Here is a 15,952-nt window from a genome sequence, read left to right on the forward strand (position 1 = left end):
CCGGCTTCTCGCGTCGAAGCGTTATTTGAGTTTCTGGGCCAAAGCGTCCAGGGCCAGTTTATACCCCAGGCTGCCAAAGCCGCAAATGACGCCGAAAGCGACCGACGACACATAGGAATGGTGCCGGAACGCCTCGCGCTGATGGATATTGGTAAGATGCACTTCGGCGACGGGCAGACCCACGGCCCGCAGGGCGTCGTGAATAGCCACCGAAGTGTGCGAATAGGCGGCCGGATTGATCAGGATGGCGTCCGCCGTCTCGCGGGCCTCCTGAATCCAGGTGACCAATTCGCCTTCATGATTGGATTGGCGGAAATCAACGGCTAGACCGGATTCCGCGGCTGCCTTTAAGCATAGCGCCTCGATATCCTTGAGGGTTTCGGCCCCATAGGTGTCCGGCTCGCGCGTACCGAGCAGGTTCAGGTTCGGGCCGTTGAGAACGAGAACGCGTTTAGTCATGGTTCTTGCCTTGTGCACCGGCGCTTTCGACCGGCGCAAGGGCGGTTACACGAAATACACCGGAAATGCCAGCAATGTGCCGGCTTAACTGCATTGGGTGCTGCCGCATTCGCGCATATTGGCGATCCGGCTGCGCAATTCGTCGGCCCCGATGGCGCCGGGAATGATTTCGTTGCCGATGATATAGGTCGGGGTGCCGGTAATGCCCAGGGCCTGGGCGATCTCGTAGGATTTCTGAATGGTGCGGGCCACCTGCTCCTCGCCCATGCGCAGTTCCAGATCGATCGGCGACAATCCTTGCTCGGTCGCCGCCTGCAAGGCCACGGCTTTGTCGACTTTGCCGCGGCTGGAGAACAGGGTCTGATGGAAGGTCCAGTAATCGGCCTCGGTCTCGCTGACCAATACCCCGATGCGGGCGGCATCGATGGATTCGTTGGAAAGAATGGGGAATTCCTTGAGAATGACCTTCAGATTGGGGTCTTCGGCGAGCAGGGCGGCCATGTCCGGCAAGGCCGCGCGGCAATAGCCGCAATTATAGTCGAAGAACTCCACCAGGGTCACATCGCCATCGGGGTTGCCGATGACGATCTGGTCGGGGGCGTGGAAAATCGCGTCGCGGAAATCCGTCATCGCGACCTTGGTGCGTTCCTCTTCCTCGACGCGCAACGTGTCCTCCAGCGCCACCGAAAGGCGCTGCAACACTTTCGGATCGCTCATCAGGAAGTCCTCGATCAGCGGATTGAGAGCGGCGGGATCGACCATTGCCGGCGCCGGCGCTTCGGCGACCTGTTCGGCCAGCACCTGTTCCACGATGGCGCGGACGGCCACGGCATCGGTTTCCGGCTGGGGCTGGTTCAACAAGGAGAAGCCAAGGGCCCCGGCGAGAATGCCGGCGACAGCGGCCAGCACGATAGAAAGGCGATTCATGAACGGCTCCGGTCGAGTGCGTGCAGGTCTTCTAGCAGACCCCGGGCAAACTGCCACCCGCTTCGCAGCGCGGGGTTTTCCGCCCCTGTCAATTGTTGTTGAGACTGGCGGCGCTTCGGGCTAGTCCCGAGGGATGATCCCGGAGCCGACATGACTGACACCGCCCCCAGCGGCTTGATGCCGTTTTATGCCATGGACATCCTCAAGCGCGCCAAAGCCCTAGAGGAACAGGGGCGCAGCATCTGTCACCTGGAACTGGGGGAGCCGGGCCAGCCCCCGGCGCCGCGCGTCATCGAGGCCGTCGCCAGGGCGCTGCCGCAACCGCAGGGCTATACCAATGCCAAGGGCATGATCGAGCTGCGGGAAGGGCTGGCGCGCTATTATCAGGAACAGCACGGAATCGCCGTCGATCCCGAGCTTGTCCTGGCGACAATGGGGTCGTCGGCGGGGTTCATCCTGGCATTCCACACGGCGTTCAAGCCGGGCGCACGGATCGCCATTACCCGGCCGGGATATCCGGCCTATGTCAATACGCTGCTGGGCCTCGGATTTGGCATTGCCGAAATTCCGCTGCGCGGCGCCAATGGCTGGCGATTGACGGGAGAAGCCATCGCCGTGGCTCATGCCAGACAGGCTTTCGACGGCTTGCTGTTCGCCAGCCCCGCCAATCCGACCGGCGCGGCGGTCGACAGGGAGCAATTGGCCGATATCGTCGCCACCTGCGCCCGGCTCGGGGTCACCTTGATCTCGGACGAAATCTATCACGGGCTCGATTATCGCGGAGCCTCGGTCAGCGCGCTGGAACTTACCCGGGATGCGATCGTCATCAACAGCTTTTCCAAATATTACTGCATGACCGGCTGGCGCATCGGTTGGATGGTTTTGCCGGAGGCGCTGATCCGGCGGGCGGAAATTCTGCAACAGAACCTGTTCATATCCGCGCCGACGCTGAGCCAGATCGCGGCGACGGCTGCCTTGAAAGAACGCGATTATGCCGAGGAACAGAAGGCCAGCTATGCCGTGAACCGGCAATTGCTGGCGACCGGATTGCGGGAAATCGGCTTCGAACTGCCGGTGACGGGCGACGGCGCCTTCTATGCCTATGCGGGCATCAGCCGGTTCTCCAACGATTCCATGAGTTTTTGCGAGGCGATGCTAGCCGAGGCCGGCGTGGCCGCGACCCCCGGAATCGATTTCGACCGCACGGACGGCGCCGGCTTCGTGCGGTTCAGCTATGCCGGCACCAGGGCCAGCGTCGAAGAGGCGCTGGAACGGCTGCGCCGATTCACCCGGGCGGGCGGTTGAATTGCCCGATATTCCGATAATTCGCACCGACAGGCTGATCCTGCGACCGCCGCTGATAGCGGACTATCCGGCATTCGAGGCGCTGATGGCGTCGCCACGCGCGGCCTATATGGGCGGACCGTTCGATCAACGCGGCGCCTGGGGCATGTTCTGCCATGGCGTGGCGCTTTGGCGTCTGCATGGTCATGGATCGCTAATGGTCGAACTGGCGGAAACCGGCACCTGCATTGGCGAGATCGGTATCAATGACGGACCGCTCTTTCCCGAAAAGGAGCTCGGCTGGCTGCTTTACGAGGGATATGAGGGCAGGGGCTACGCGACCGAGGCCGCCATGGCCATGCGCGACTGGGCCTTCGCGGCGCTGCACCTGACCAGCCTGGTCAGCTATGTCGATCAGCGGAACATGGCCTCGATCCGCGTAGCCGAACGGCTGGGCGGTGTACGGGACGATCACGCAGAGCGGCAAGATCCGGCCGATATCGTCTTTCGCTATCGGCCGGTATAAGCGCTCATTCCACGATCCGAAAGAAAAGGGCGGCCCGAAGGCCGCCCTTGTCGTTTTAGCCGAGGCCAAGGCGGCGCTGCCACCAGCCGACCTTCTTCTTCGGCTCAGGCTCGTTTTCGGACTGTTCCGCCGGCTCTTCGGTATTGGCGCTGGAGGAGACGACCACACCCTCTGGCGGCAATTCCTTCCTGGTGCGCCGCGCGCGCGCAGGCTTCTCCGCCGCAACGGATTCCTCGACCTTCGGCTCATCGACCGGCGCCGCTTCGGCGACAGCAGTTTCCGGCGTCGCCTCGACGGGCTCAGCCTTCTTGCGGGCGCGTGGCTTGCGCTTGGGCTTTTCCTCGGCAGCCGCCGGTTCGGCAGGTGCTTCGCTTACAGCGTCGACCGGCGTGGTTTCAGCGGGGGCGGATTCCTCGGTTTCGGCAACCTTCTTGCGGGCGCGCGGCTTGCGCTTGGGCTTTTCCTCGGCTGAAGGCGTCGGCTCGGCGGCCGGTACTTCTTCAGCAACCGGTTCGGCCGGGGGGGCGGCCTCCAGCTCGACATGCTCGACAATGGCGTCTGCCGGTGCTTCGACAGCCGCTTCAGCCGGCACCTCGTCCCCGTTCTCGCGGCGGTTGCGGCGGCCACCGCGGCGGCCACGACGGCGGCGGCGGCGCTGATCGCCCTCGTCGTCGCCATTGCCTTCGCCATCAGCTTCCGCAGCCGCAGGAGCGGCATTGTCCTCGCTATCGGCTTCGTCGGGTTCGCCGGACTCGGCCTCGCCATTGGCCTGGGCGTCCTGCCGGGAGGCTTGCTCGCCATTGCGGCCACCCCGGCGGCGACGGCGACGGCGGCGACGGCCATTACCGTCGGCATCGCCATTATCGGTGCGAGCCTCGGCTTCCTCTTCGCCCTCGTCCAATTCGGGCTCGTCGTCGCCGGCATCCTCGATCACCGCGCTATCGACGCGCACATGGGCCGTGGCGCGCTGGTCGGCATAGGCCGAAACGCGCGTCTCGCCCTTTTCGATCTGGAACTGGTGGCCAGTGAGCTTGCCATCGGCGGTGATGGTGATGGAGAGATTGTTCCGGCTTTCAAGCTGCGTCAGCGTCTCGCGCTTGAAATTGAGGATATAGAGCGCGACCTCGACCGGTACGCGAACGTTGATCGACTGGCCCTGCTTGCGCAGGACGTGGTCCTCGATATGGCGCATGATCATCAGCGCCAGGCTTTCGGTGGACCGGACCAGGCCCGTGCCGTCGCAGACCGGGCACTTGTGGGTCGAGCTTTCCACCACGCCGAAACGGATGCGCTGGCGGCTCATTTCCATGAGGCCGAAATGGGAGATGCGGCCCACCTGGATACGGGCGCGGTCGTCCTTGAGGCAATCCTTGAGCTTGCGCTCCACCGCCCGGTTGGAGCGGTTCTCCATCATGTCGATGAAGTCGATGACGATGAGGCCGGCCAGGTCGCGCAGGCGCAATTGCCGCGCCACTTCATCGGCGGCTTCCAGATTGGTCTGGAGCGCCGTGTCCTCGATATTGTGCTCCTTGGTGGAGCGGCCCGAATTGACGTCGATGGAGACCAGCGCCTCGGTCGGGTTGATGACGATATAGCCGCCCGAGGGCAGGGTCACCACCGGCGAGAACATCTGATCGAGCTGGTTCTCGACCCCGAATTTGGAGAATAGCGGCTGTTCCTCGCCATAGGGCTTCACGTTCTTGGCGTGGGACGGCATGATCATCTTCATGAAGTCCTTGGCCTCGCGATAGGCGTTGTCGCCCGCGACGAGAACTTCATCGATGTCCTTGTTATAGAGATCGCGGATGGTTCGCTTGATCAGCGAGCCTTCCTCATAGACGAGGCATGGCGCCTGGCTTTGCAGCGTCAGGGTGCGCACGCTTTCCCACAGGCGCATCAGATATTCGAAGTCGCGCTTGACCTCGGCCTTGGTGCGCGAGGCGCCAGCCGTGCGCAGGATGATGCCCATGCCCTGCGGCACTTCGAGATCGGAGGTGATTTCCTTGAGGCGCTTGCGGTCGGCGGCATTGGTAATCTTGCGCGAAATGCCGCCGCCACGGGCGGTATTGGGCATCAGCACCGAATAGCGGCCGGCGAGCGACAGATAGGTGGTGAGAGCCGCGCCCTTGTTGCCGCGCTCTTCCTTGACCACCTGCACCAGCATCACCTGGCGGCGCTTGATGACTTCCTGGATCTTGTACTGGCGATGATTGTGGCTGGAGCGGCGGCGCTCGGGCACTTCCTCCAACGCATCGGCGCCGCCAATGGATTCCACCGGCTCGCTGTTGACCGGCGCCTGCTCGATATGGCTGGCATCGCCCGGTTCCTGGGGATCGGTTTCGGCATCGGGCTCGACTACGCCTTCGGGCACCGAGATGTGGTCGTCGGCGTCGTCGTGATGATCGTCGTCATGCTCTTCGTCGCGCAGCAGGGCTTCGCGGTCCGCCACTGGAATTTGGTAATAATCGGGATGGATTTCGCTGAAGGCGAGGAAGCCGTGGCGGTTGCCGCCATATTCGACAAAGGCCGCCTGCAGGCTCGGTTCGACCCGCGTCACCTTTGCGAGGTAGATATTGCCCCGCAATTGGCGGCGGGTCGCCGATTCGAAGTCAAATTCCTCAAGCCGGTTACCGGCGGTAACGACAATCCGTGTTTCTTCTGGGTGGATGGCATCCACCAGCATTCTCTTGGTCGCCATAATGAACTCCGCGCACCCGCGCGCCGACAAGAGGACGCCGACTGGGCGGCATCCTGGGCGTGGCGCATTGCGGGGCGAATGGGTTGAGTGTTGTTGGGCGCGAACCTCTCACGTTCAGCGCCAGTGTATTGATGGCCAGGGCCGGCATCGAGGGCGATACAAAGCGGCAATCGGCAAATTCGATCGCGTCGCGTTTTGTTCGCCTGCGGGCCATTTGACCTCTTCCTATTGGGTGGCGGGCCAGTGACCGGCCACCGTCCGGCTCGAAAGAGCCGAAATTCTTCAGTCAGGGCGCTGAAACCGCAACGTCCAACCGGGACCGGCACCGCCGCTTGCGAATCCGTCCAGGCTGTTGCCGCCATAGGGAGCGCCGATACGGGCTCCGAAAATGGCCGCGCAACACACGCGCCTTCCTTACTAGCGTGTAAGAAAATTGGGCCGGAATGGCAACAGGAAACTCGAAAGGCTTGGAGGAACACGCATTTGCACGGACATTTCTTTGCCATGAATGCAAATCATCGCATAAAGCTGCGTGTTGCCGAAGAATCGCCCCGGGCGGGTGACATCGAGGCCATTGAACTGCGGGAGCCGGTCGCGTTTTGACCAGACAATTTCTGACTCGATTGGCGCTGCTGCCATTGTTGGTCCTGGTTTTCCTGGGCATCGTGCATGCCCAGGACGAGGCCAGCCCACCGGCCCTGCCCAATGTGATCGATGCCCGGATCACCGTTGCGCCCGACCGGGCGCGGCTGGTGATCGACCTGGCCGCCCGCACCGAATTTTCCTTCGTCTCCCTGGATGAGCCGGACAGACTGGCTGTCGACCTGCGCGCCGGAACTTTTTCCGTCCCGGAAGCCGAAGGCAATCCGGCGGAGGCGGAGCTCGTTTCCAGCTACGCCATCGAGCAGGCGGCTGCCGACCGGGTGCGGACCACATTGACGCTGTCCGCCCCGGCCCAGGTGCAGCAGGCTTATGTACTGGACCCCTTTGATGGGCAGCCGGCGCGCCTGGTGGTGGACATCATTCCCGCGACCGCGGAAGAATTTGCCGCCAATGTCGAGCGCGACCGCGCGGCCTCGGCGGGTGCGCCTGCGGTTTCGACCCCGGCCGGCGGCTCGGAATTGCCCATTGCCACCAAGCCGCTGGTTGTCATCGACCCCGGCCATGGCGGCATCGACAGCGGCGCGGAGACGGCGGAGGGTGTCCGCGAGAAGGATATCGTCCTGGCCTTCTCACTGCGCTTGCAGGAATTGCTGGTTGAATCCGGGCGCTTCGATGTGGCGTTGACGCGCCAGACCGATACCTATCTGCGGCTGGAAGAGCGCGTGGCGCTGGCGCGGGCCAATAAGGCGGACCTGTTCATCTCCATCCATGCCGACAGCTTCCAGCAACCCGAAATTCGCGGTGCCAGCGTCTATACGCGCGACGAGAATGCCACCGACGTGCTCGACAAGGTGCTGGCCGATACCGAGAACAGGTCGGACGTGATCGCCGGCTTCACCATGCCGCCCATGGCGCCCGAAGTCGTCGACATCCTGCTCGATCTGATGCGGCGCGAGATGCGGGTGCAATCCTTCATGGCGGCGCAGTCGATCGTGCATCAACTCGAACCCAGCGTGGCGTTGCGGCGCTTCCCGGTGCGGCAGGCCGATTTCTTCGTGCTGCAAGCGCCCGACGTGCCGTCCGTGCTGGTGGAACTGGGCTTTCTCTCCAATGCCAGCGATATCGCCAATCTCATGCAATCGGATTGGCGCGACCGCACGGCCGAGGCGATTGCGCGCGGAATATCGACATATTTCGACAGTTTGCAGGAAGAGCCATGAGCGAAGCCGGCTTGCATCCAAGGCAAAGTGATCACGTTTCCAGCCGGATTCTGCTATGATTCCGTCCTGGCCGTGCGCGACGCGGGGTAAATAATGTTTCGTCTGCTCGGCTGGCTTTTCGGCTTCGGTATGTTCATGGCGCTCGCCGGTGTCGGCGTCGCGGGGATTTATCTCGCCTCCGTCACGGCGCAATTGCCGGACTATACTGTGCTGCAGGATTACCAGCCGCCGGTGACCACCCGCGTTCATGCGGCGGATGGCACGTTATTGGCCGAATATGCGCGCGAGCGGCGGCTGTTCCAGCCGGTGGAGACTATCCCTCCGCTGGTGGTGGAAGCCTTCCTCTCGGCCGAGGACAAGGACTTCTACAACCACAACGGCATCGCCATCGACGGCGTGGTGCGGGCGCTGCGCGACAATGTCCTGGCGCGCCTGGACGGGAACAATTCCATCCAGGGCGGCGGTTCATCGATCACCCAGCAAGTGGCCAAGAATTTCCTGCTCACCTCGGAACAGACCTGGGACCGCAAGATTCAGGAGGCGGTGCTGGCCTTGCGGATCGAATCCACTTTTTCCAAGGACAAGATTCTCGAACTCTATCTCAATGAGATTTTCCTCGGCCTCAATTCCTATGGGGTGGCGGCGGCGGCGCTCAATTATTTCGACAAGGCGCTTTATCAACTGACCTTGCCGGAAGCCGCCTATATCGCGGCCTTGCCCAAGGGGCCGAACAATTATCATCCGTTCCGACGCCCCGAGGCGGCCATCGAACGCCGCAATTGGGTCATCGACCGCATGGTCGAGAACGGCTACGTGACCTACGAGCAAGCCGTCGCTGCCCGGCAGGAGCCGCTCAACGTCATTCCCCGGGCGGCCGGCAGCCAGCTCTATTCGGCCGAATATTTCACTGAGGATGTGCGCCGGGCCCTGGCGCGGCTTTATGGCGAGGACCAGCTCTATGGGGGCGGTCTGTCGGTGCGCACGACGCTGGAGCCGCGTTTGCAGGAATATGCCCGCCGGTCATTGATGGATGGACTGGTTCAATACGATCACACGCGCGGCTTCCGCGGCCCGGTGGCCAGCGTGGAACTCGGCGAGGATTGGGGGGCAGCCGTCGCCGCCATCAGGCCGCTGAGCGATGTGCCGGAATGGCAACTCGCCGTGGTGCTGGAAGCGGGCGGCAATCAGGCGCGTATCGGGCTCCGGCCCGACAATGACGTGGATGGCGGCATATCGGCGGAACGGGTCGAAGGCACCTTGTCCGGCCCCGAGATCAAATGGGTTTCCCAGCCGGTGCAGGACATCCTGAAAACCGGGGACGTCGTCTATGTCTCGCATGTGGCGGGCAAGGACGGCATCTATACGCTCGAGCAGGTGCCCGAAATCGAGGGCGCCCTGGTGGCCATGGACCCGCGCACCGGCCGCGTTCTCGCCATGGTGGGCGGCTTTTCCTTCGCCGAAAGCGAGTTCAACCGCGCCACCCAAGCGCTGCGCCAGCCCGGATCGTCGTTCAAGCCCATCGTCTATGCCGCCGCGCTCGATAATGGCTATACGCCGGCCTCGGTGGTGCTGGATGCGCCGATCGAGGTGCGCATGAGCAATGGCACGGTATGGCGGCCGGAGAACTACGCGCAGGAATTCTATGGACCGCAAACGCTGCGCCGGGGCATCGAGCGCAGCCGTAATGTGATGACCGTGCGCCTGGCGCGCGATATCGGCATGCCGCTGATCGCCGATTATGCCAGATTGTTCGGCATTTACGACGATATGCAGCCGGTTCTCGCCATGTCGCTGGGGGCCGGCGAGACCACGGCGATGCGGATGACGGCCGCCTATGCGACCATCGCCAATGGCGGGCGCAAGATCGTGCCGACCCTGATCGACCGTATTCAGGACCGTTACGGCAAGACCGTCTATCGCCACGATCAGCGGGTCTGCGACGGCTGTGCGGCGGCGGATTGGCACGGGCAGGGCGAACCGCGCATTCTCGATAACCGCCAGCAGGTTCTGGATCCGATGACCGCCTATCAGATCACCTCGATGATGGAAGGCGTGGTGCTGCGCGGCACCGGCACCGCCGCGCGGGCGCTGAACCGCCCGGTCGCCGGCAAGACCGGCACCACCAATGATTACAAGGATGCCTGGTTCGTGGGCTTCACGCCGGAATTGGCCGTGGGGGTCTATATGGGCTACGACCAGCCGCGCTCCATGGGCTCCGCCTCGACCGGCGGCGGCGTGGCGGTGCCGATCTTCACCGATTTCATGGCCAAGGCATTGCAGGGCAAGCCGGCGACGCCGTTCAACGTGCCGCCGGGCATGCATACGGCATGGATCAATTCCAATAGCGGCGTCCAGGCCTTCGAGGGCGAATCCGGCATCCGCGAGGCCTTCAAGCCCGGAACGGGGCCGAACCTCATGACCTCGGTGATCGGGGTCGATGTCGCGGCCTATGACGCCTATCAGCGCGACCTGCTGATGCAGCAGCAATATGGCTCCAGCATCACCACCACGCAGCCCGGCGGCAATGGCACGTTCCTCGATCCCAATCTGGGCCGGAGCCGTTGGCAATAGCATTGAATGGCGAGTGAAAATCCGCTCGTTTGAGTTGCGCCGAATGCGGTTGTGAGATAGGAACCGCCCGTGCCCTTCTGGCGGAATGGTAGACGCAGAGGACTCAAAATCCTCCGCCGCAAGGCGTGCGAGTTCGAGTCTCGCGGGGGGCACCATTCTCAATGATTCATGCGATATGGCGGGCGCCCGGCAGATCGCGCCGTGGCCCGGCGGCCTGTCCCAACGAAAACGCGGGAGCGGCAAGCCATGAGCTCGACCTCTCCCGCCTCGGGGGGCTTTCACCCCTGGCCCCGTATGTCACAACGGGTCTATGAGCGAACAATGCCATCTATCCGATAGCCGTTGCTTGACATTTTCGTGAGAATTTTACCGATCGGCAGGGGCAAGCGGAGCCGGATCCGGACTACTGGGTTGCGTATTTTCCCATGCTCGCCTATATGGCCCTCGCGTCCGGTATTGCGCCGGGCGTGATCACACACACGAAGCAGGCTTTCCCAAATGCGGAAATCCATCCGGTGGCGGGTATCCGTCGCGAGGCTTCGTGGAGGCATCAACCGGTAAAGGAGCAGCCCATCATGGCACTGCCTGAATTCTCCATGCGTCAGCTTCTGGAAGCTGGCGTCCACTTCGGCCACCAGAAGCATCGCTGGAACCCGAAGATGGAACGCTATATTTTCGGCGTTCGCAACGACATCCACATTCTCGACCTGAGCCAGACCGTGCCGGCCCTCAGCCGCGCGCTGCAACTGGTGTCCGACACCGTCGCCGATGGCGGCCGCGTGCTGTTCGTCGGCACCAAGCGCCAGGCCGCGCCGCTGGTGGCCGATGCCGCCAAGCAATCGGCCCAGTATTATGTCAATTCCCGCTGGCTCGGCGGTACGCTGACCAATTGGCAGACTATCTCGAACTCCATCGCCCGCCTACGCGAGTTGGAATCGATGAGCGAGACCGACCTCGCCCTGCGCACCAAGAAGGAGCGCCTGATGATGTCCCGTGAGCAGGAGCGTCTGGAACGCGACCTGGGCGGCATCAAGGATATGGGCAACCTGCCGAGCCTGCTCTTCGTGATCGACACCAACAAGGAAGCCAACGCCATCAAGGAAGCCCGCCGCTTGGGTATCCCGGTCGTGGCCATTGTCGACACCAATTGCGACCCCGACGTCGTCGATTACGCCATTCCGGGCAATGACGACGCCAGCCGCGCCCTGGAGCTTTACGTGTCGCTGATCTCGCGCGCCGCCATCGACGGCATCGGCCGCTCGTCCAGCGCTCTCGGCGCTGACATCGGCGCCGCCACCGAAGCGCCGGTCGAAGACCTGCCGGCTGAAGACGCACCGGCTGAAGTCGTGCCGGCCGAGGCCCCGGCGGCCGAAGGCGAGGCGAGCGTCAACTAAGCGTCGTTTCGACGTGCTTTTGCGAGGAGAGGCGGCTTCCGCCTTTCCCGCAGGCATTTAGCGGTCCGGCGAACGGACCGGATTCATTTAGACAATGCTGCCCCACCAGGGGCGCCAAGAGGTGAACCCATGGAAATCACTGCTGCAATGGTCAAGCAGCTCCGCGACTCGACCGGCGTCGGGATGATGGACTGCAAGAAGGCTCTGGCCGAAACCAATGGCGACATGGAAGCGGCCATCGACTGGCTGCGCACCCGTGGCCTCGCCAAGGCTGCCAAGAAGGCCGATCGCGTCGCTGCCGAAGGTCTGGTCGGCGTCGCTACCGCCGGCACCAAGGCCGCCGTCGTCGAAGTCAATTCCGAAACCGATTTCGTGGCCCGCAACGAGCAGTTCCAGAACATTGTCGCCAGCGTCGCCAAGCTGGCGCTGGACGCCGATGGCGATGTCGTCAAGCTGGGCGAAATGCCTTTCCCGGGCACCGGCCATTCGGTGTCGGCCGAGCTGACGGAAGCCATCTCCAAGATCGGCGAGAATATGAACCTGCGCCGCACCCAGTCCGTCGAAGTCACCGACGGCGTGGTGGAGAGCTATGTCCACAATTCGGTCAAGCCGGGCCTGGGCAAGATCGGCATTCTGGTCGCGCTGGAATCGAGCGGTGACAAGGCCGCCCTGTCCGCGCTCGGCAAGCAGCTCGCCATGCATATCGCCGCCGCGCAGCCGCAGGCGATTTCGCCCGAAGATCTGGACCAGGAAATGGTGGCCCGCGAACGCGCCATCATTCTCGAGCAGGTCAAGGAAAGCGGCAAGCCCGCCGACATCGCCGAGAAGATGGTCGATGGCCGCATGCGCAAATATTTCGAGGAAGTCACCCTGCTCAGCCAGGTCTTCGTCATCGATGGCGAAACCAAGGTCGCCGATGCGATCAAGAATGCCGAGAAGGATGCCGGCGCGCCGATCAAGCTGAGCAAGTTCGTGCGCTACGCGCTCGGCGAGGGCATCGAGAAGGCCGAAAGTGATTTCGCCGCCGAAGTCGCCGCTACCGCCGGCGCCAAGTAAGCCGAATATTTCCAGGCGGGCCTCACGGTCCGCCTGTTGCTCTCCGCTTCTGCGGATCGAGCGTTTCATTCTTATTCATTTCTTGCGCAACTTCGCCTTCTTTCGAGGGGCATTTTGCCATAGGGTCAGCCCGGTCCGCCGGATTCGGTGGCCCGCATATCTTGATCAAGGGGTCCACCGATGACGTCTGCCTATAAGCGCATATTGCTCAAGGTTTCGGGCGAGGCGCTGGCGGGGGATAATTCGTTCGGCATCGAACCGCCTTTCCTGCAAGCGGTCGCCGCCCAGATCGCCGAAGTCGCGCGCAGCGGCATCCAGGTCGCCATCGTGGTTGGCGGCGGCAATATTTTCCGCGGCATGGCCGGGGCCGCCGACGGCACCGACCGGGTGACCGCCGACCTCATGGGCATGCTCGGCACCATGATCAATGCGCTGGCACTCAGCAACGCCATTTCCCGCCAGGGCGTGAAATCGAAGCCGTTCAGCGCCGCCACCATGCCATCCGTCGCCGACACATTCACCGCGCGCGACGCCAAGCTGGCGCTGGAAGAGAGTTTCGTCGTGGTATTGGGCGGCGGCACCGGCAATCCGTTCTTCACCACCGATACCGCCTCGACATTGCGCGCCATCGAGCTGGAATGCGACGTGGTGCTCAAGGGCACCAAGGTGGACGGCGTCTATTCGGCCGACCCCATGAAGGACCCCAATGCCACGCGCTATAGCCGGATCGGCTACGACGAAGTGATCAGCAAGAACCTCAAGGTCATGGATACGGCTGCATTCGCGCTTGCCCGCGACAATTCCATGCCGATAATCGTATATGCCTTGGACGACCAGGCCGGCTTGTCCGGCGTTCTGGCGGGCAGGGGCCGTTCGACGCTCGTGGGCCGGCAGTAATTTGGAATATGCCTGATGGCGGGTCGATGATCCGTCTGCGATAAGATGAAGAACCGGCCCCGGAAATATTGCCGGCGTCCGGTCAGGGACTGGAAGGACGAAGACCATGGCCAGCTACGATCTCAGCGAACTCAAGACCCGGATGCAGAAGTCGATTTCCTCGCTCAGAGACGAGTTGAGCGGCCTGCGGACCGGTCGCGCCAGCGCCAGCCTGCTGGACCCCGTCACGGTGGAAGCCTATGGCTCGCGCATGCCGCTCAATCAGGTGGCTACTGTGACCGTGCCGGAATCGCGCATGCTCTCGGTGCAGGTCTGGGACCGTTCCATGGCCAATGCCGTCGAGAAGGCCATTCGCGACAGCGGCCTCGGCCTCAACCCGATGAGCGAGGGGCAGGTCATCCGCGTCCCATTGCCCGAGCTCAACGAACAACGCCGCAAGGAACTGGCCAAGGTCGCCCATAATTATGCCGAACAGGCCCGCGTCGCGGTGCGCCATATTCGCCGCGACGGCATGGATGCCTTGAAAAAGGCGGAGAAGGACGGCGACATGAGCCAGGACGATGCCAAGAAGCAATCGGATCTGGTGCAGAAGGCGACCGATGACGCGGTTTCCGAGATCGACGGGATCGTCGCGCAGAAGGAACAGGAGATCATGCAGGTCTGACCGGCCCGCTGATCCCGAGCCGGGAGGGCGTCGATGGCAGGGGAACCCGCCGCGAGTTTGAAGTCGGAGACCGGACCGGGATTACGCATCCCGGCGCATCTTGGCGTGATCATGGACGGCAATGGCCGTTGGGCCAAGCTCCGCGGCAAACGGCGCACCGAAGGCCATGTCGAGGGCGTGAAGGCGCTGCGCGGCCTGGTCGAGCATTGCATCGCCTATGGCGTCTCCTACCTCACGGTCTTCAGTTTCTCGTCCGAGAACTGGACGAGGCCGACCGATGAGGTTTCTTTCATCTTCAATCTCTTGCGGCGGTTTGTTGCATCGGATTTGCAGCGCCTCATCGGCAACAATGTCAAGGTTCGCATTATCGGCACCCGCGACGGGCTCGAGCCGTCCCTGGCGCGGCTGATCGACGATGTCGAGGCCAAGACGGCGCAGAATAGCGGCCTGACGCTGATCGTCGCCTTCAATTATGGCGGCAAGGCCGAGATCGTGGCCGCCACGCGGCACCTGGCCCGGGAAGTGGCCGCAGGGCGCCTCGACCCGGAGGCGATCGAGGAGTCCCATCTGGCCGGCGCGCTGATGACCGCCGGCCTGCCCGACCCCGATGTCATTATCCGCACCAGCGGCGAACAGCGGCTGTCCAATTTTCTGTTATGGCAGGCGGCCTATTCGGAATTCGTATTCGTCGAGGAAAACTGGCCCGATTTCGACGAGACCAGCTTCGTGCGGGTGCTGGAAACCTATACGATGCGCGACCGGCGCTTTGGTGGCATAGGAGATCAGGGGCGTTGAATAGACCCGAAGGCCCCGTTTCCAAGCCAACCCCGCCCGGCCGGTCCTGGTCCGATATCGGCCCGCGTTTGGCTTCGGCGATTGTGTTGATCGCGCTGACGGCGACGACGCTCTATATCGGCAGCTATCTCTTCGCCGCTGTCGTTGGCGCGGTCTATGGCGGCGCCTATAGGGAATGGGAGGCCATGGTCTCCCGCGCGCCGCTCACCCCAGTGAGCATGATATTGGTGGGGTTGGTGGCGGTTTCGGGCTTCGTCTATCTGCTGCTCGGTTTTCTCGCCTCGCTGGGCGTCATTGCCCTGGCCTGCATCCTCGCCCTGGCCATGGGGCGCGACGGCTTGCCCTGGCGCATCGGCGGGCTGCTGCTTTTCGGCCTGCTGATCGTCTCGGTTCTGGCTATGCGCGGCGACGGCGTTATAGGCATTTGGGCCGGCGTCTATCTCGGCACCGTGGTCTGGATGACCGATTCCGCGGCCTTTTTCACCGGACGCCAGATCGGCGGCGAGAAGCTGGCGCCCGATATCTCGCCCTCCAAGACCTGGTCGGGAGCGCTGGGCGGGCTTGCCCTCGGCACGGGGGCAGGGCTGGTCGTGTGGCTGTTCGTCACCGATTCACCGTTCTGGATCGGCCTCATCCTTTCCGCCTCGATCAGCATACTCGGCCAATCGGGCGATCTGGCCGAAAGCGCCATCAAGCGCCATTTCCGCATCAAGGATAGCGGCGACATCATTCCGGGCCATGGCGGGCTGATGGATCGCCTGGACAGCCTAACATTCGGCGTGTTCTTCGTCCTTATCGTCGGCGGATTGCATGCTGGATTCGGCTCGGTGGCCGAAGGGCTGCTCTACTGGTAGCGCT

General features: G+C 63.1%; 13 protein-coding genes and 1 tRNA gene. 11 read left to right on the forward strand and 3 right to left on the reverse strand.

Features of this window, described 5'->3' with window-relative positions; all coding sequences use genetic code 11:
* Positions 1 to 21 precede the first annotated feature (21 nt).
* The gene (gene aroQ, locus O9Z70_RS07130; RefSeq protein WP_286021772.1) at positions 22 to 459 is read right to left on the reverse strand and encodes a type II 3-dehydroquinate dehydratase; all 438 of its coding nucleotides are present in this window, start codon (positions 457 to 459) and stop codon (positions 22 to 24) included.
* Between the two features lie 84 nt (positions 460 to 543).
* On the reverse strand, positions 544 to 1,386 hold the full coding sequence (locus tag O9Z70_RS07135) for a DsbA family protein (protein WP_286021773.1): 843 nt from the start codon (positions 1,384 to 1,386) through the stop codon (positions 544 to 546).
* Between the two features lie 150 nt (positions 1,387 to 1,536).
* Between O9Z70_RS07135 and O9Z70_RS07140 the strand changes: the two genes are divergently transcribed.
* Positions 1,537 to 2,691, forward strand: a complete 1,155-nt coding sequence (locus tag O9Z70_RS07140) for a pyridoxal phosphate-dependent aminotransferase (RefSeq protein WP_286021774.1) — start codon at positions 1,537 to 1,539, stop codon at positions 2,689 to 2,691.
* Position 2,692: 1 nt separating this feature from the next.
* Positions 2,693 to 3,196, forward strand: a complete 504-nt coding sequence (locus tag O9Z70_RS07145; RefSeq protein ID WP_286021775.1) for a GNAT family N-acetyltransferase — start codon at positions 2,693 to 2,695, stop codon at positions 3,194 to 3,196.
* A 55-nt stretch (positions 3,197 to 3,251) separates the two neighbouring features.
* Here the strand turns inward: O9Z70_RS07145 and O9Z70_RS07150 are convergent, their stop codons facing one another.
* Positions 3,252 to 5,894, reverse strand: a complete 2,643-nt coding sequence (locus tag O9Z70_RS07150; protein ID WP_286021776.1) for a ribonuclease E/G — start codon at positions 5,892 to 5,894, stop codon at positions 3,252 to 3,254.
* Positions 5,895 to 6,493: 599 nt separating this feature from the next.
* On the opposite strand from O9Z70_RS07150, the gene O9Z70_RS07155 reads away from it, so the two are divergent.
* The 9 genes from O9Z70_RS07155 to O9Z70_RS07195 all read left to right on the forward strand — a co-directional run bounded on the left by O9Z70_RS07155 (position 6,494) and on the right by O9Z70_RS07195 (position 15,948).
* Positions 6,494 to 7,717, forward strand: a complete 1,224-nt coding sequence (locus O9Z70_RS07155; RefSeq protein ID WP_286021777.1) for an N-acetylmuramoyl-L-alanine amidase — start codon at positions 6,494 to 6,496, stop codon at positions 7,715 to 7,717.
* 93 nt (positions 7,718 to 7,810) lie between these two features.
* A complete protein-coding gene (locus O9Z70_RS07160; RefSeq protein ID WP_353057822.1) occupies positions 7,811 to 10,288 on the forward strand; it encodes a penicillin-binding protein 1A in 2,478 nt (825 codons plus the stop codon).
* 71 nt (positions 10,289 to 10,359) lie between these two features.
* Positions 10,360 to 10,443, forward strand: a tRNA-Leu gene (locus O9Z70_RS07165).
* Between the two features lie 420 nt (positions 10,444 to 10,863).
* Positions 10,864 to 11,682: a 30S ribosomal protein S2 gene (gene rpsB / locus O9Z70_RS07170; protein WP_286021778.1), complete on the forward strand. Its 819-nt coding sequence runs from the start codon at positions 10,864 to 10,866 to the stop codon at positions 11,680 to 11,682.
* Positions 11,683 to 11,811: 129 nt separating this feature from the next.
* Entirely contained in the window at positions 11,812 to 12,738 is a 927-nt protein-coding gene (gene tsf, locus O9Z70_RS07175; protein WP_286021779.1) for a translation elongation factor Ts, read from the forward strand.
* 180 nt (positions 12,739 to 12,918) lie between these two features.
* Positions 12,919 to 13,635 carry a UMP kinase gene (gene pyrH / locus O9Z70_RS07180; RefSeq protein WP_286021780.1) on the forward strand — a complete coding sequence of 239 codons (717 nt, stop codon included), beginning with the start codon at positions 12,919 to 12,921 and terminating at the stop codon, positions 13,633 to 13,635.
* 106 nt (positions 13,636 to 13,741) lie between these two features.
* Positions 13,742 to 14,299: a ribosome recycling factor gene (gene frr / locus O9Z70_RS07185; protein WP_286021781.1), complete on the forward strand. Its 558-nt coding sequence runs from the start codon at positions 13,742 to 13,744 to the stop codon at positions 14,297 to 14,299.
* A 33-nt stretch (positions 14,300 to 14,332) separates the two neighbouring features.
* Positions 14,333 to 15,094: an undecaprenyl pyrophosphate synthase gene (uppS, locus tag O9Z70_RS07190; protein ID WP_286021782.1), complete on the forward strand. Its 762-nt coding sequence runs from the start codon at positions 14,333 to 14,335 to the stop codon at positions 15,092 to 15,094.
* Positions 15,091 to 15,948 carry a phosphatidate cytidylyltransferase gene (locus O9Z70_RS07195; RefSeq protein ID WP_286021783.1) on the forward strand — a complete coding sequence of 286 codons (858 nt, stop codon included), beginning with the start codon at positions 15,091 to 15,093 and terminating at the stop codon, positions 15,946 to 15,948. The genes uppS and O9Z70_RS07195 overlap by 4 nt, the downstream gene beginning before the upstream one ends.
* The last annotated feature ends 4 nt before the right edge of the window (positions 15,949 to 15,952 follow it).

The sequence above is a fragment of the Devosia sp. YIM 151766 genome, assembly GCF_030285925.1.
Classification (GTDB): Bacteria; Pseudomonadota; Alphaproteobacteria; order Rhizobiales; family Devosiaceae; genus Devosia.

Coding starts and splice junctions, on each gene's coding strand:
- rpsB (WP_286021778.1), top strand. CDS start 10,864: ATGGCACTGCCTGAATTCTCCATGCGTCAGCTTCTGGAAGCTGGCGTC.
- O9Z70_RS07150 (WP_286021776.1), bottom strand. CDS start 5,894: ATGGCGACCAAGAGAATGCTGGTGGATGCCATCCACCCAGAAGAAACA.
- O9Z70_RS07135 (WP_286021773.1), bottom strand. CDS start 1,386: ATGAATCGCCTTTCTATCGTGCTGGCCGCTGTCGCCGGCATTCTCGCC.
- pyrH (WP_286021780.1), top strand. CDS start 12,919: ATGACGTCTGCCTATAAGCGCATATTGCTCAAGGTTTCGGGCGAGGCG.
- aroQ (WP_286021772.1), bottom strand. CDS start 459: ATGACTAAACGCGTTCTCGTTCTCAACGGCCCGAACCTGAACCTGCTC.
- O9Z70_RS07140 (WP_286021774.1), top strand. CDS start 1,537: ATGACTGACACCGCCCCCAGCGGCTTGATGCCGTTTTATGCCATGGAC.
- O9Z70_RS07160 (WP_353057822.1), top strand. CDS start 7,811: ATGTTTCGTCTGCTCGGCTGGCTTTTCGGCTTCGGTATGTTCATGGCG.
- uppS (WP_286021782.1), top strand. CDS start 14,333: ATGGCAGGGGAACCCGCCGCGAGTTTGAAGTCGGAGACCGGACCGGGA.
- frr (WP_286021781.1), top strand. CDS start 13,742: ATGGCCAGCTACGATCTCAGCGAACTCAAGACCCGGATGCAGAAGTCG.
- tsf (WP_286021779.1), top strand. CDS start 11,812: ATGGAAATCACTGCTGCAATGGTCAAGCAGCTCCGCGACTCGACCGGC.